The 15,439-nt window shown below is 37.7% G+C and carries 12 protein-coding genes and 1 other annotated feature; of the genes, 10 read left to right on the forward strand and 2 right to left on the reverse strand.

Annotation, left to right across the window (positions count from 1 at the left end; translation table 11 throughout):
• The first annotated feature begins 90 nt into the window (after positions 1-90).
• The 10 genes from ACZ76X_RS10720 to ACZ76X_RS10765 all read left to right on the forward strand — a co-directional run bounded on the left by ACZ76X_RS10720 (position 91) and on the right by ACZ76X_RS10765 (position 12,718).
• Complete coding sequence (locus tag ACZ76X_RS10720) at positions 91-984, forward strand: cation diffusion facilitator family transporter (RefSeq protein WP_078417956.1); 894 nt, start codon at positions 91-93, stop codon at positions 982-984.
• 101 nt (positions 985-1,085) lie between these two features.
• A complete protein-coding gene (recJ, locus tag ACZ76X_RS10725) occupies positions 1,086-3,425 on the forward strand; it encodes a single-stranded-DNA-specific exonuclease RecJ (protein WP_479850457.1) in 2,340 nt (779 codons plus the stop codon).
• 47 nt (positions 3,426-3,472) lie between these two features.
• Complete coding sequence (locus tag ACZ76X_RS10730; protein ID WP_078383408.1) at positions 3,473-3,985, forward strand: adenine phosphoribosyltransferase; 513 nt, start codon at positions 3,473-3,475, stop codon at positions 3,983-3,985.
• Between the two features lie 210 nt (positions 3,986-4,195).
• Positions 4,196-6,379 (forward strand): GTP diphosphokinase, encoded by a 2,184-nt coding sequence (gene relA, locus ACZ76X_RS10735; RefSeq protein WP_098670094.1) that lies wholly within the window; start codon positions 4,196-4,198, stop codon positions 6,377-6,379.
• A 17-nt stretch (positions 6,380-6,396) separates the two neighbouring features.
• Complete coding sequence (locus ACZ76X_RS10740; RefSeq protein ID WP_001266956.1) at positions 6,397-6,837, forward strand: D-tyrosyl-tRNA(Tyr) deacylase; 441 nt, start codon at positions 6,397-6,399, stop codon at positions 6,835-6,837.
• A gap of 128 nt (positions 6,838-6,965) precedes the next feature.
• Positions 6,966-7,658 (forward strand): alpha/beta fold hydrolase, encoded by a 693-nt coding sequence (locus tag ACZ76X_RS10745; RefSeq protein ID WP_479850458.1) that lies wholly within the window; start codon positions 6,966-6,968, stop codon positions 7,656-7,658.
• Between the two features lie 197 nt (positions 7,659-7,855).
• Positions 7,856-8,032, forward strand: a complete 177-nt coding sequence (locus tag ACZ76X_RS10750) for a hypothetical protein (RefSeq protein ID WP_001242605.1) — start codon at positions 7,856-7,858, stop codon at positions 8,030-8,032.
• Positions 8,033-8,086: 54 nt separating this feature from the next.
• Positions 8,087-8,319, forward strand: a binding site (T-box leader).
• Between the two features lie 69 nt (positions 8,320-8,388).
• Positions 8,389-9,660: a histidine--tRNA ligase gene (hisS, locus tag ACZ76X_RS10755; RefSeq protein WP_479850459.1), complete on the forward strand. Its 1,272-nt coding sequence runs from the start codon at positions 8,389-8,391 to the stop codon at positions 9,658-9,660.
• Between the two features lie 12 nt (positions 9,661-9,672).
• Positions 9,673-11,448 carry an aspartate--tRNA ligase gene (gene aspS / locus ACZ76X_RS10760; protein WP_479850460.1) on the forward strand — a complete coding sequence of 592 codons (1,776 nt, stop codon included), beginning with the start codon at positions 9,673-9,675 and terminating at the stop codon, positions 11,446-11,448.
• Positions 11,449-11,950: 502 nt separating this feature from the next.
• On the forward strand, positions 11,951-12,718 hold the full coding sequence (locus ACZ76X_RS10765) for a tRNA threonylcarbamoyladenosine dehydratase (protein WP_000903176.1): 768 nt from the start codon (positions 11,951-11,953) through the stop codon (positions 12,716-12,718).
• A 505-nt stretch (positions 12,719-13,223) separates the two neighbouring features.
• Here the strand turns inward: ACZ76X_RS10765 and ACZ76X_RS10770 are convergent.
• Both ACZ76X_RS10770 and ACZ76X_RS10775 read right to left on the reverse strand, forming a co-directional pair.
• Positions 13,224-13,865, reverse strand: a complete 642-nt coding sequence (locus tag ACZ76X_RS10770) for an RsfA family transcriptional regulator (RefSeq protein ID WP_479850461.1) — start codon at positions 13,863-13,865, stop codon at positions 13,224-13,226.
• Between the two features lie 37 nt (positions 13,866-13,902).
• Positions 13,903-15,189 (reverse strand): replication-associated recombination protein A, encoded by a 1,287-nt coding sequence (locus ACZ76X_RS10775; protein WP_479850462.1) that lies wholly within the window; start codon positions 15,187-15,189, stop codon positions 13,903-13,905.
• Positions 15,190-15,439: the final 250 nt, after the last annotated feature.

The following is a 15,439-nucleotide window of genomic DNA, read 5'->3' on the forward strand; positions in this document are numbered from 1 at the left end:
TTTCAAATGATAAAGTGGAAGAAAGTGGAGGTCTTACTGCCCATTAAAGTGGGATAAAAAGATAGGTTAAGAAAAGAAGGGATTTTAATGATGGAAAAAGATGAACGTTTTAAACAGGCCGAGTTTGGTGCTATCGTCGGGATCGTTGGTAATATTATATTAGCGATTGTAAAGGCGGTAATTGGTTATATTGGGAACAGTAAAGCGCTATTAGCGGATGCTGTGCATTCTGCGTCAGATGTAATTGGTTCACTAGCTGTACTGTTTGGATTGCGAGCAGCAAAGCAGCCGCCCGATGAAGATCATCCGTACGGTCATGGTAAAGCGGAATCGATTTCAGCGATTATTGTTGCAGTATTGTTATTTATTGTGGGGATCGAGATAGCGATTTCGTCTATAAAAGCTTTTTCGCAGGAACTAGAACCACCGAAAGGAATTACGATTTTTGCTGTTGTTCTTTCGATTATCGTGAAGGAAGGGATGTTTCAATATAAATTCCGATTAGGGAAGAGGGTAAATAGTGATGCAATTATTGCAAATGCATATGAGCACCGTTCGGATGTATTTTCTTCAATTGCAGCTTTAATTGGTATTTGTGCAGCGATTATCGGTGGTAAGTTTGGGTTAGATTGGCTTGTATATGCTGATCCAATTGCAGGATTATTCGTTTCACTTCTTGTTGCAAAAATGGCGTGGAGTATTGGGGCAGAAGCAATTCATGCAACGCTGGATCATGTTCTTCATGAAGAAGACGTTATTCCGCTTAGGGAAGCAGTGCTTCAAATAGATGGTGTGAAAAAGATTGGTTCTTTATATGCAAGGGAGCATGGACATTACGTTATTGTTGATATTAAAGTTTCAGTAGATCCATACATTACTGTAGAAGAAGGGCACCGCATTGGAAAGCATGTGAAAGAAACGCTTATGAAACAAGATAACGTACAAAATGTGTTTGTACATATAAATCCGTATTCTCCAAATTAAACATTAGCAACATTTTAGTATATAGATATTGCATCGTAGTTTGCATGATATTGTCACCCCTTAATCTGTCTTGTATAATGAACAGGTTAAGGGGTGATTTCGTGTTACAACCGAAGACGCGTTGGAAAGAAAAAGAATATAATGGCGAACGAGTGAGTGAATTAGCAAGTAAATTACAATTATCACCACTTGTCGTTTCGTTATTCCTCGGCAGAGGATTAGATACAGAAGATAAGATTTTAGATTTTTTAAATACAGAAAATCAAGAATTTCATGATCCATTTTTATTAGAAGGAATGGATAGAACGGTAGAACGTGTAAATAAGGCGATTCAAAATGGAGAGCAAATATTAATATTTGGTGACTACGATGCGGACGGAGTAAGTAGTACGACTGTTTTATACCTTGCCTTGCAAGAATTAGGTGCAGACGTAGAATTTTATATTCCAAACCGTTTTACAGAAGGTTATGGACCAAACGAAGAAGCATTCCGTTGGGCGCATAGCGCAGGATTCTCACTAATTATTACTGTCGATACTGGTATCGCAGCGGTACATGAAGCGAAGGTAGCGAAGGAACTTGGAATAGATCTTATTATTACGGATCACCATGAGCCACCACCAGAATTGCCAGAAGCACTTGCGATTATTCATCCAAAATTAGATGGCGGTGTGTATCCGTTTCACTATTTAGCTGGTGTAGGTGTTGCGTTTAAAGTTGCACATGCACTATTAGGCCGTGTACCAGAACATTTATTAGAAATTGCAGTAATTGGTACAGTAGCCGATTTAGTATCACTTCACGGTGAAAATAGATTGCTAGTGAAGCGTGGTCTAAAACATATGCGCATGACGAAAAATATCGGACTACAGGCGCTATTTAAAGTTGCTAACGTTTCGCAAAGTGAAATTACAGAAGAGAGTATTGGTTTCTCAATCGCACCTCGTATTAATGCTGTTGGACGTTTAGAAGATGCTACGCCGGCTGTACATCTTTTATTATCAGAGGATCCAGAAGAAGCGAAAGAGCTTGCTGAAGAAATTGATGAGTTGAACAAATTACGAAAAGATATTGTAAAGCAAATTACAGAAGAAGCTATCGCTGAAGTGGAAAATAATTTCCCACCTGAAGAAAATAAAGTGTTAGTGCTTGCAAAAGAAGGATGGAATCCGGGTGTCATTGGAATTGTCGCTTCTAAATTAGTTGAACGTTTTTATCGTCCGACGATTGTATTAAGCATTGATCCTGTGAAAGAAACAGCGAAAGGTTCAGCGCGTAGTATTGCAGGATTTGATTTGTTTGCAAACTTGTCAGATTGTAGAGAGTTATTGCCACACTTCGGAGGACATCCGATGGCAGCGGGAATGACGCTACATATGAATAATGTAGATGAATTGCGCCGCCGCTTAAATGAACAAGCAGATACAATTTTAACAGAAGAAGACTTTATTCCAATTACAGCTGTTGATGTCTTTTGTAAAGTGGAGGATGTAACACTTGCAGCAATTGAAGATATGCAAAAGTTAGCGCCATTTGGTGTTGGAAATCCAAAGCCACGTATTGCAGTGAAAGATGCAGATTTAGAAAGTATTCGTGCAATTGGATCAGACGGTTCACATTTAAAAATGGCTCTTCGTGATGGACAAGCGACACTGGATACAATTGGATTTGGTTTTGGCGCGTATGCGAAAGAAATTTCTCCAGTTGCAAAGGTATCTGTAATAGGGGAAGCATCTATCAATGAATGGAATAATTTTAAGAAGCCGCAATTAATGGTGCAAGATATTGCTGTAGAGGCGTGGCAATTATTTGATTGGCGTAGCATGCGTAACGTAGAGGCGAATGTAGCGGAACTTCCGAAAGAAAAAATAACGATGGTGTATTTTTCTGAAGAGGTATTGAATAAATTTTCTTTAGAAGACTATAAAGAGTATATGATGCATGCATCAGAAGTTACGCAGTTAGATGATCAATACGTTGTGTTCCTTGATTTACCAAAAGGAACAGATGAACTACGACAGCTATTTAAAGTTGGGTTCCCATCGCGAATTTATACACTATTTTATCAAGAGAATAATCATTTATTCAGTACTGTTCCAACGAGAGAACACTTTAAATGGTACTATTCGTTCTTGAGCCAAAAAGCACCATTTTCTTTAAGACAATATGGAGCGCAACTATGCCAACATAAAGGTTGGTCAAAAGATACAGTAAATTTCATGACACAGGTGTTTTTTGAGTTAGAATTTGTTACAATAAAAGATGGCGTTATTTTTATGGCAGACAAAAAACAAAAGCGTGATTTAATTGAATCGAACACATATCGTGAGAAAATGAACCACTTACAATTAGAAAAAGAATTGGTTTATAGCACATATCAGCAACTATATACATGGTTTGAAACGATTCGTAATCATAAAGAAGTAGAACAGTTAGGGTAAAGGATTTGTATTTACAAACCTTTTAGATCTGAGGAGGATTCAGAAATATGGATTTCAAGCAACATATCGCAATTGTACCGGATTATCCAAAAGAAGGTATTGTGTTTAAAGACATTACACCGTTAATGAACGACGGTAAAGCATACAAAGCAGCAACAGATGCAATCGTTGAGTATGCAAAAGAGAGAGACATCGATCTTGTAGTAGGACCAGAAGCTCGTGGTTTCATTATCGGTTGCCCAGTTTCTTATGCGTTAGAAGTAGGATTTGCGCCAGTTCGTAAATTAGGAAAATTACCACGTGAAGTAATTACGGTTGACTACGGTAAAGAATATGGTAAAGATGTTTTAACAATCCATAAAGATGCAATTAAGCCAGGTCAACGCGTATTAATTACAGATGACTTATTAGCTACAGGTGGAACAATTGAAGCGACAATTAAGTTAGTTGAAGAGCTAGGCGGAATTGTAGCAGGAATTGCATTCTTAGTAGAACTTACTTACTTAGATGGTCGTAAAATGTTAGATGGTTACGATGTATTAGTATTAGAAAAATACTAATCACTATATAGTAAAACTACGGTGATAAAAAGTACCCGTGAATCTCTTGGAGAGGAGCGGGTACTTTTGTATAATTGAACAAAAAATTATGGTGAAATGTCAGTAAAATCTTTTCCTTTTCACAATTCACAATCATTGGGTTATAATGATAGAATATAATTTATTCTATTTAATTAAAGATAAAGTCAATTTTCAATAAAAGGTGATTCGATGGCAAATGAGCAGGTACTAACAGCTGAACAGGTACTCGAGAAAGCAAGTCAATATTTAGTAGATGAAGATATTGAGCTAGTAGCACGTGCCTATGAATATGCACGCGATGCGCATAGCGAACAATACAGAAAATCGGGTGAACCATACATTATTCATCCAATTCAAGTTGCAGGTATTTTAGTTGATTTACACATGGATCCAGCTACAGTATCGGCAGGTTTCTTACATGATGTAGTAGAAGATACAGAGGTTACATTAGAAGATATTGAACGGGAATTTAATAAAGAAATTGCTATGCTTGTTGATGGTGTGACAAAGCTTGGAAAGATTAAATATAAATCTCATGAGCAACAACAAGCAGAAAACCATCGCAAAATGTTTATTGCAATGGCTCAAGATATTCGAGTTATTTTAATTAAACTAGCTGACCGTCTTCATAACATGCGTACATTAAAACATTTGCCTCAAGAGAAGCAGCGTCGCATTGCGAATGAAACGTTAGAAATCTTTGCACCTTTAGCACATAGACTCGGAATTAGTACTATTAAATGGGAGCTAGAGGATACGTCACTTCGCTACTTAAATCCGCAACAATACTATCGTATTGTAAATTTAATGAAGCGTAAACGTGCAGAACGTGAAGAGTATTTAGACGAAGTAATGACTGGTATTCGTGAGAAATTAGACGAAGTTGCAATTCAACCTGAAATTTCTGGAAGACCAAAACATATTTACAGCATTTATCGTAAAATGGCACTGCAAAATAAACAGTTCAATGAAATTTACGATTTATTAGCTGTACGTGTCGTTGTAAATAGTATTAAAGATTGTTATGCGGTACTTGGAATTATTCATACGTGTTGGAAGCCGATGCCAGGGCGTTTTAAAGATTATATAGCAATGCCGAAAGCAAACCTATATCAATCTCTTCATACGACTGTAATTGGACCAAAAGGTGATCCACTTGAAGTACAAATTCGTACGAAAGAAATGCATGAGATTGCAGAATTCGGGATCGCGGCACACTGGGCGTATAAAGAAGGAAAAACAGCAGAAACAACGGGTACATTAGAGAAGAAACTGACATGGTTCCGTCAAATATTAGAATGGCAAAATGAAGCTTCTAATGCAGAAGAGTTTATGGAGTCATTAAAAATTGATTTATTCTCTGACATGGTATTCGTCTTTACACCGAAAGGCGATGTAATGGAATTACCACTTGGATCTGTTCCGATTGACTTTGCATATCGTGTGCATTCAGAGATTGGGAATAAAACAATTGGTGCAAAAGTAAACGGGAAAATGGTGACGCTTGATTATAAATTAAAAACAGGTGACATCATTGAGATTTTAACATCGAAACATTCGTATGGACCAAGTCAAGACTGGGTGAAACTTGCTCAAACATCTCATGCGAAAAATAAAATACGTCAATTCTTTAAGAAGCAACGTAGAGATGAAAATATTGAAAAAGGCCGTGAACTTGTTGAGAAAGAAGTGCGTAGCCTAGAGTATGAGATGAAAGAAGTATTAGCTCCTGATAATTTAAAACGTGTTGCTGAAAAATTCAATTTTGCAAATGAAGAAGATATGTTTGCAGCAGTTGGATATAATGGCATCACTGCATCACAAATTGTTACACGACTGACGGACAAGTTCCGTAAGCAACGTGAAGAAGAAGAGATTGTTGAAGTTAAAGAAGTTCGTAAACCGATGAAAATTCGAAAATGGGATTCTGGCGTTAAAGTAAGTGGTGCGGATAATTTATTAATTCGTTTATCAAAATGCTGTAACCCAGTACCAGGCGATGATATCGTTGGGTATATTACGAAAGGCCGAGGCGTATCGATTCACCGCCGTGATTGTGTAAATGTTCATACAGAAGAAGCTATAGAACGTTTATTAGAAGTAGAGTGGGAAGGTAGCCCTGAAAAAGAAATTGAGTATAACGTTGATATTGAAATTTCAGGTTACGATCGCCGTGGTTTATTAAATGAAGTGCTGCAAGCTGTTACAGAGACGAAAACGTACATTTCGGCAGTTTCTGGTAGAAGTGACCGTAATAAGATGGCGACAATTAATATGTCAATCTCTATTCGTAACTTACAACATTTGAAAAAAGTAGTAGAACGCATTAAACGTGTTCCAGAAATTTATGCAGTACGACGCATGATGCATTAATAGGGAGTGTAGAAAAGATGAGAGTTGTTTTACAACGATCAAAAGAAGCGTCTGTCACAGTAGACGGTGAGATCGTAGGACAAATTCCGTTCGGTTTAACATTACTAGTTGGCATTACGCATGAAGATACAGAAAAAGATGCAACTTACATTGCAGAAAAAATTGCGAACTTACGTATTTTTGAAGATGAGAGCGGAAAGATGAATCATTCTGTACTTGATGTAGAAGGACAAGTTCTATCAATTTCGCAATTCACATTATACGGAGATTGCCGCAAGGGAAGACGTCCAAACTTTATGGATGCTGCCAAACCTGACTATGCAGAGCGTTTATACGATTTCTTTAATGAAGAAGTTCGTAAGCAAGGGTTGCATGTAGAAACAGGAAAGTTCGGAGCAATGATGGATGTTTCATTAATCAATGATGGTCCGGTGACCTTAATTGTGGAAAGTAAATAGTGTTGCTAAGGAAGAGAGGGGAGAGCCCCTCTCTTCTTTTATGTTTTTAATGGTATATTTTGTTAATTGTTGTTATGATAGTTAAGACAATAAAAGATATAATCGGGGGATTATAGGAGGTAAATCTTATGAAAACATTTGTACTCGTTCATGGAGCATGGGATGGCAGTTATGTTTGGAAAAAACTAGCTCAACTTTTAAGGGAAGAGGGGCATAGTGTATATACTCCTACATTAACTGGCCTTGGGGAACGAACGCATCTCATGCAACCTCATATAGGGTTGAAAACATTTATTCAAGACATTGTTAATACCATTAAATATGAGAGCCTAAAAGATGTGATTTTAGTAGGGCATAGCTATTCTGGGATGGTAATTACAGGAGTGGCAGAAGTGATTCCTGAGTTTATTAAGGAGCTAGTATATGTGGATGCAATGCTTCCGGAAAATGGTGATTCTGTTATGGATATTTCTGGACCGGAAATGGCCGCACATTTTATAGAAGAAGTAAAAGTACACGGGGAAGGATGGCGTGTTCTTCCTAGAAATACAACAGATGAAAAAAAATCAGCGATGTCATTGTTGGCTTTTACACAATCGGTTGAAATAAAAAACTCTAAAGCACAACTTATACCGCATATATACGTAGAAGTAAAGGATAATCCAGAACATTGGCCAATGACGCCTATCTTTTTAGAATCAGCAAAAAAAGCAAGGGACAGAAAATGGGAAGTTTTTTCTATTGAAGTTGGTGGGCATTGGGTAATGGAAACTAATCCAGAGGCGTTGGTTCGTATATTGAATCAGAGTGTAGAAGTGTAGAAGTAGTTTAATGTATGCTTTACTTCCTATAGAAGAATTGGAAGCATCATATGCTAGCAAGTGGACTAGCTCATTGTTATAAATCCAATACTAATGTTTATTTTGAGTCAATAGCTTTTTCGTTTATGTATAACTCTTTAATCAATATGGAACAATAAAAAGTAAAACATCCATATTGAATGTGAGGGATAATACGTATGCGTATGAATGAAAAAGGGCATTCTGTTACAAATGGTGCAAATCAACTGTTTAACGTGAATTTTCATGATTTTATTTCAAAAGAGCAAAACAATACGTCAATGGAGCTTGCTTCTGAGTTTGGGATTTCTCTTCAAGATGTAAAGCGTTTAAAGAAGCAGATTGAACGCTCTTAGAGCACTTGACAATCCTACTGAACAAACGTATAGTAATTTTATATTTACATATGAATATAACCGTTGATAGAGAAGAGTAAATGAGACACACATGGAAAGAGAAGAAATGTCTTAGGCTGAAAACATTTCTACATGATGACTGATTGAATGACACTCTAGAGGTTTCAACTTGAACGGCATATATACGCTTAGTAGGGATGAACGCACATTTAAGCGTTATTAAAAAAGTGGAAGCATACGTGCTTCAATTAGGGTGGCACCACGGGTATAATACTCTCGTCCCTACTGTTCAAACAGTAGAGGCGGGAGTTTTTTTATTTTTATTAAGATTAAAACAATTTGAGGAGGAACTGAATATGTCTATTCAAATCCCACGCGGAACGCAAGATATTCTTCCAGGCACTGTTGAGTTATGGCAGTATATCGAAGGGCAAGCACGCGAAATTTGCCGTCGTTACAATTATAAAGAAATTCGTACACCAATTTTTGAACACACTGAGCTATTTTTACGTGGTGTTGGTGATACGACAGATATCGTACAAAAAGAAATGTACTCATTCCAAGACCGTGGAGAGCGTAGTTTAACATTACGTCCAGAAGGTACGGCACCTGTTGTACGTTCTTACGTTGAAAATAAAATGTTCGGTGACGCAACACAACCAACGAAATTATACTATATCGGTCAAATGTTCCGTTACGAAAGACCACAAGCAGGTCGCTACCGTCAATTCGTACAATTCGGTATTGAAGCAATCGGTAGTAACGACCCTGCAATTGATGCAGAAGTAATTGCGCTTGCTGTAGAGTTTTACCGCGGCATGGGCTTAAAAAATATTAAAGTTGTATTAAACAGCTTAGGTGATGCGGCGAGCCGTCAAGCACACCGTGATGCGTTAATCGCACACTTTGAGCCACGTATCGGTGAGTTCTGTTCTGACTGTCAATCTCGTTTAGAAAAGAATCCTCTTCGTATTTTAGATTGTAAGAAGGACCGTAACCATGAATTAATGGGAACAGCACCATCTATTACAGAATACTTAAACGAAGATTCAGCCTTATACTACGACAAAGTTCAAGAGCTATTAACGATGATGGATGTTCCATTTGAAAAAGATCCGAACTTAGTACGTGGTTTAGACTACTACCAACACACTGTATTTGAAATTATGAGTGAGGCGGAAGGTTTCGGTGCTATCACTACATTAAGCGGTGGTGGCCGTTACAACGGACTTGTACAAGAAATCGGTGGACCAGAAATGCCAGGTATCGGTTTTGCGATGAGTATTGAACGTTTAATTATGGCGCTAAAAGCTGAAAACATTGAATTACCAATTGAACATAGCATTGATTGTTACGTTGTAGCGCTTGGTGAAAAAGCGAAAGACCATGCCGCAAAAGTTGCGTTTGATCTTCGAAAAGCTGGATTATCAGTTGAAAAAGATTATTTAGACCGCAAAATGAAAGCACAATTTAAATCAGCAGATCGTCTAAAAGCGAAATTTGTAGCTGTATTAGGGGAAGATGAGCTAGATAAAGGCATCATTAACTTAAAAGATATGGCAACGGGCGAGCAAGAAGAAGTAGCATTAGATGTATTTGCTTCATACGTAGCAGAGAAATTAATATAGGGGGAACTTACAGTGGCTGAAAGAACACATGCATGTGGAAAAGTAACAGTAGAAGCAGTTGGACAGACAGTTCAATTAAAAGGTTGGGTACAAAAACGCCGTGATTTAGGTGGATTAATCTTTATTGACTTACGTGACCGTACAGGTATTGTACAAGTTGTATTTAACCCAGAAACATCAAAAGAAGCACTAGAAGTAGCAGAAACAATTCGTAGCGAATACGTATTACACGTAGAAGGTACAGTTGTTGAGCGTGGTGAAGGTGCGATTAATGACAATATGGCAACTGGTCGTATTGAAGTACAAGCAACGAAAGTGAACGTATTAAATGCAGCGAAAACAACGCCAATCATTATTGCTGATGATACAGATGCATCAGAAGATGTGCGTTTAAAATATCGTTATTTAGACTTACGTCGTCCTGTAATGTTCAACACATTCAAAATGCGTCACGACGTAACAAAAACAATTCGTAACTTCTTAGATACAGAAGAGTTCTTAGAAGTGGAAACACCAATTTTAACGAAGAGCACGCCAGAAGGGGCTCGTGACTATTTAGTACCAAGCCGTGTACATGACGGTGAATTCTATGCGTTACCACAGTCTCCACAGTTATTTAAACAGCTTCTTATGGTTGGTGGATTTGAGCGTTACTATCAAGTAGCACGCTGTTTCCGTGACGAAGATTTACGTGCAGACCGTCAACCTGAATTCACGCAAATCGATATCGAAGCTTCATTCTTAACACAAGATGAAATTTTAGATATGATGGAGCGCATGATGACGAAAGTTATGAAGGATGCAAAAGGTGTAGAAGTGAGTGCACCATTCCCTCGTATGAAATATGCTGATGCAATGGCTCGCTACGGTTCTGATAAGCCAGATACACGCTTTGAAATGGAACTAACAGACTTATCTGAGTTTGCAGCAGGTTGTGGCTTTACAGTGTTTACAAGTGCTGTAGAAAGCGGCGGACAAGTAAAAGCAATTAATGCAAAAGATGCTGCAAGCAAATACTCTCGTAAAGATATCGATGCATTAACTGAATTCGTGAAAGTATACGGTGCAAAAGGTTTAGCTTGGCTTAAAGTGGAAGAAGACGGCTTAAAAGGACCAATCGCGAAATTCTTCGGTGAAGAAGATGCGAACGCGTTAATGACTACGTTAGACGCTACTGCTGGAGACTTATTACTATTCGTAGCAGATAAGAAGAGCGTTGTTGCAGATAGCTTAGGTGCACTTCGTTTACGTCTAGGTAAAGAGCTTGAGTTAATTGACGAAAGTAAATATAACTTCCTATGGGTAACGGACTGGCCACTTCTTGAGTACGATGAAGATGCAGATCGTTACTTCGCAGCTCACCACCCATTCACAATGCCATTCCGTGAAGACGTTGAGCTATTAGAAACAGCTCCAGAAAAAGCACGTGCACAAGCATATGACCTTGTATTAAACGGTTATGAGCTTGGTGGTGGATCACTTCGTATTTACGAGCGTGACGTACAAGAAAAAATGTTCAAAGCACTTGGATTCTCACAAGAAGAAGCGCAAGAGCAATTCGGATTCTTATTAGAAGCATTCGAATACGGTACGCCACCACACGGCGGTATCGCATTAGGTTTAGACCGTCTTGTTATGTTACTTGCAGGACGTACAAACCTTCGCGACACAATTGCATTCCCGAAAACAGCAAGCGCAAGCTGCTTATTAACAGAAGCTCCAAGCCCAGTTGCTGAAGCACAGCTTGAAGAGTTAAACTTAAAATTAAGCTTAAAAGAAGAGAAGTAAGAATAAAGTCTAGATGGTTATACTATAGCCATCTAGACTTTTTTTGAGAGGAAGTTTAAAAAGTCCGGTTCAGATGGCAGTCGCATCTCTTCGTTGCTTCGCCAGTCCGGTGCTCGAGTAGTGACGCTACACTGCGCTCCTCCTAGCTTCAGCGCCTCGATCTGCTCGGCCCTCTGAATCCTCCTTTTTAAACGTATATTGAAAGGATTGTTTAAAAAGTCCGGTTTAGATAACTGTCGCATCTCATCGTTACGTATGCTAGTCCGGTGCTCGAGTAGTACTCCTACACTGCGCTCCTCCTAGCATACGTGCCTCGATCTGCTCGGTTCTCTAAAGCCTCCTTTTTAAACGTGTATTTAGGAAGAAATAAAAGTCGGTTTACAGTATGTCTTCATTTTCGAAATATGTATTTTTAGGAATTCTATAACTTTTTCTATACAAATAGTCGGAAAAACGCTAGAATACATGGTAGACCATTTTTGTAATAGGAGTGTAGAGCTGAATGTTACATCAATTTTCACGTAATGAATTAGCCTTCGGTAAAGAAGGACTTGAAATATTAAAAAATAGTACAGTCGGTATTTTAGGAATTGGCGGCGTAGGTTCTTTTGCAGCTGAAGCGTTAGCGCGTTCTGGCGTTGGACGTCTTGTATTAGTTGATAAAGACGTTGTAGATATTACAAACGTAAACCGTCAAATTCACGCTTTAGTATCTACTGTAGGACGTTCAAAAGTAGAATTAATGAAAGAGCGTATCGCAGATATTAACCCTGAGTGTGAAGTAATTGGACTAGAAATGTTTTATACAGATGAAACATATGAAGAGTTCTTTAAACACGGTTTAGACTTCGTAGTGGATGCATCTGATACGATTACGTTCAAAATTCATTTAATTAAACAATGCTTACGTCGTAAAATTAAAATTATCTCATGTATGGGTGCGGCAAATAAAATGGACCCAACTCGTTTCCGTATTGCAGACATTTCTAAAACACATACAGATCCAATTGCGAAAGTCATTCGTACGAAGCTTCGTAAAGAGGGTATTAAAAAAGGTGTAAAAGTTGTCTTCTCTGACGAAAACCCAATCGTAATTCGTGAAGAAGTACGTAAAGAAATCGTACCAGACGAAAATGCAAAAATTCGTAAAGCGAAATTACCGCCTTCTTCAAATGCATTCGTACCATCTGTAGCAGGCTTAATTATGGCAAGTCACGTTGTACGTGAACGCATTAAAAACGTAGAAGTGAAACGTGTAGGGCAAGAATAAAAGAAAAGCATATATCCATTTCGGATATATGCTTTTTTATATGTATCAAAGAAATAGGGATATTTGCATTACTACTAGTTCAAATGTAAGTAAGGCTAGTAAGTAATGATCATATTTATCTGATTTATAGGCAGACGTCTTTTTTAAACTGTTAATGGTAAAAAGAGCTAAAGTTAAGACGAGGACACCGAGTGTTATTTTGAAAACTATTAAAGAAATAGTAATCAGCTCCCTTTAAAAGTATATGTTTATAATAACATTTCAGTAAAAAATATCCAATATATACCGAGAGTTTTCTTGTATGATAGGGAGAGATATTTCGTCAATTTTTGTCGGTAAATCGATATTCCTTGTCGAATCGTCGATATATTAAAAAAATCGTTGATATATTTTGAGTTACGATAGATATATTTGAAAAATCGTCGATATAATTTCATGTACCAATATACTCTTTAACGAATAAAAACAGGGATGCCACTCAGTCAAAAAAGTGACGTCCCTGTTTTTAATTCTCTGCAGAATAAATAATATCTAAATTTCCATTTTGATCTGTTTTGAAAATGGGAGCAATCTGTTCTTCTTGTTCTTCAACCGAAACGAGTTTTCGAGCACGGTCCATAATTCTAACAAGCATTGCATAATCTTCTTCGATTGCTTGTTGTTTTTTTGAGAGTACCGCTAATTTTGCTTCCAGTTCATGATTCGTTTTTTTCAAAGTCGTGAGCTGAGTTTGTAATACTTCATTTTCAGTTTGTAGCTTTGTGAGTGAAGGGTTGGTATGCTCTAAGTTTTGCAAAAATGAGATGACATGTTGCATTGTAAGTTCTTGTTTACTTGGCGTAACATCTTCAGAGAACTCGGCATCGATTACGAGTTGTTTCGTTTTCGTGAAATGCTCTTTTTCTATTTTAGCTTCAGAACGCTTTAATTCTTTACGTTGTTTTTTCGCAAGCTGCACAGCATCTTCGTAATTCGATCTTACTTCAGCATTCCATCTAAACCCGCAAGCTGCTGAAGTGCGGTTCAATGCATCGCCGACTTCATCGAATGCTTTTATTTGTGTACTGCCGCTGCGAATATGTCGTAAAACAGTTTCTGCTAAAAGGAGATCGTCTTCTTTTGTCCATGCATCTTGACGTGTTTTCATAAGCGAAACCTCCATAATGGTGACGTTTTCGCTTATGTTACCCTTTATTTTTCGTTTTATTCGAACTTTGTAATCTTTCATATACAGTAGAAAGTGCTTGCTCAAATTTCCCTGTCGTTTTCGGCTTATAATATTGTTTGTTTTTTATTTTATCAGGTAAGTATTGTTGCTGTACCCAACCATTTGGATGGTCATGTGGGTATAAGTATCCAATGCCTCTTCCAAGTGATTCTGCGCCTTTGTAATGACTATCTTTTAAATGACCTGGGATGTCGCCTGTTTGACCGTTCCGTAAATCGTGTAATGCAGCATCAAGTGCTTTATAAGCTGAGTTTGATTTTGGTGATAGGCAAAGCTCGATAACAGCATTTGCAAGTGGTATGCGTGCCTCTGGGAATCCCACTCGTTCAGCTGATTCTATAGCTGCTAGCGTACGCGGTCCGGCTTGCGGGCTAGCAAGTCCGATATCTTCATATGCCATAATAAGAAGACGTCTGCCAATGCTTTGCAAATCACCTGCTTCAATAAGGCGTGCTAAATAATGAAGTGCTGCATTTACATCACTTCCGCGCACCGATTTTTGAAATGCCGATAATACGTCATAATGAGCATCTCCACCTTTATCGTGAACGAAGCTCTTTTTTTGCAAGCATTCTTCTGCGATTTCTAGCGTGATTTCCGCAGCTTTATCATCCGTTGTAAAGCTAGATAATACAGCTAGTTCAAGTGCATTATAAGCGGAACGCATATCTCCGCCTGATGCATTTGCAAAGTGATATAATGCTTCAGGCGTAACCGTTACATCATATTCTCCAAGACCTTTTTCTTTATCTTCAAGTGCTCGTTTTAAGCCGATTAAAAGATCATCTTCTGTTAATGCGTGTAATTCGAAGATTTGACAACGACTTCGAATAGCAGAATTAATAGCATGGAACGGATTACTCGTCGTTGCCCCAATTAAGGTAAGAAGTCCGCTTTCTAAATGAGGTAATAGAAAATCCTGTTTTGCTTTATCTAGACGGTGTACTTCATCTAAAATTAAAACGAGGTGTCGATGCATCTTTGCTTCTTGTACGACAACTTCCATATCTTTTTTATTATGAGTAACAGCATTTAATAGGCGAAAAGGGGTTCCGGTACTGCCTGCAATTGCGCTCGCAATGGATGTTTTTCCAGTGCCTGGAGGGCCATATAAAATCATAGATTGAAAATGATTTGCTTGGACCATTCGCCATAAAATCTTTCCTTCACCAACTAAATGTTGTTGGCCGATAATTTCTTGAATATTTGTAGGGCGCATTCGATGTGCGAGTGGTTGTTTCATTTTTACCGTCTCCCTTAAAGTATAATCTCTTTCTATCGTATCATTTTTTTTAGTGGAATTTGAAATAGGATGCTGTTTTGTGGGGAAAATGAATATTTTTATTTTTCTTTCAATTGTAATAATTTCCGAGTTTTTCAATGTGATTTTATGTTATCATTTTGATACACAAGTTGAAATTTCTTATAATACTATATTATGCTATAATTTCATAGGATTTTAAATTGTGTTCTTTTATAAATAAGATATAACC

This window comes from Bacillus sp. BC05(2025) (genome assembly GCF_056725905.1).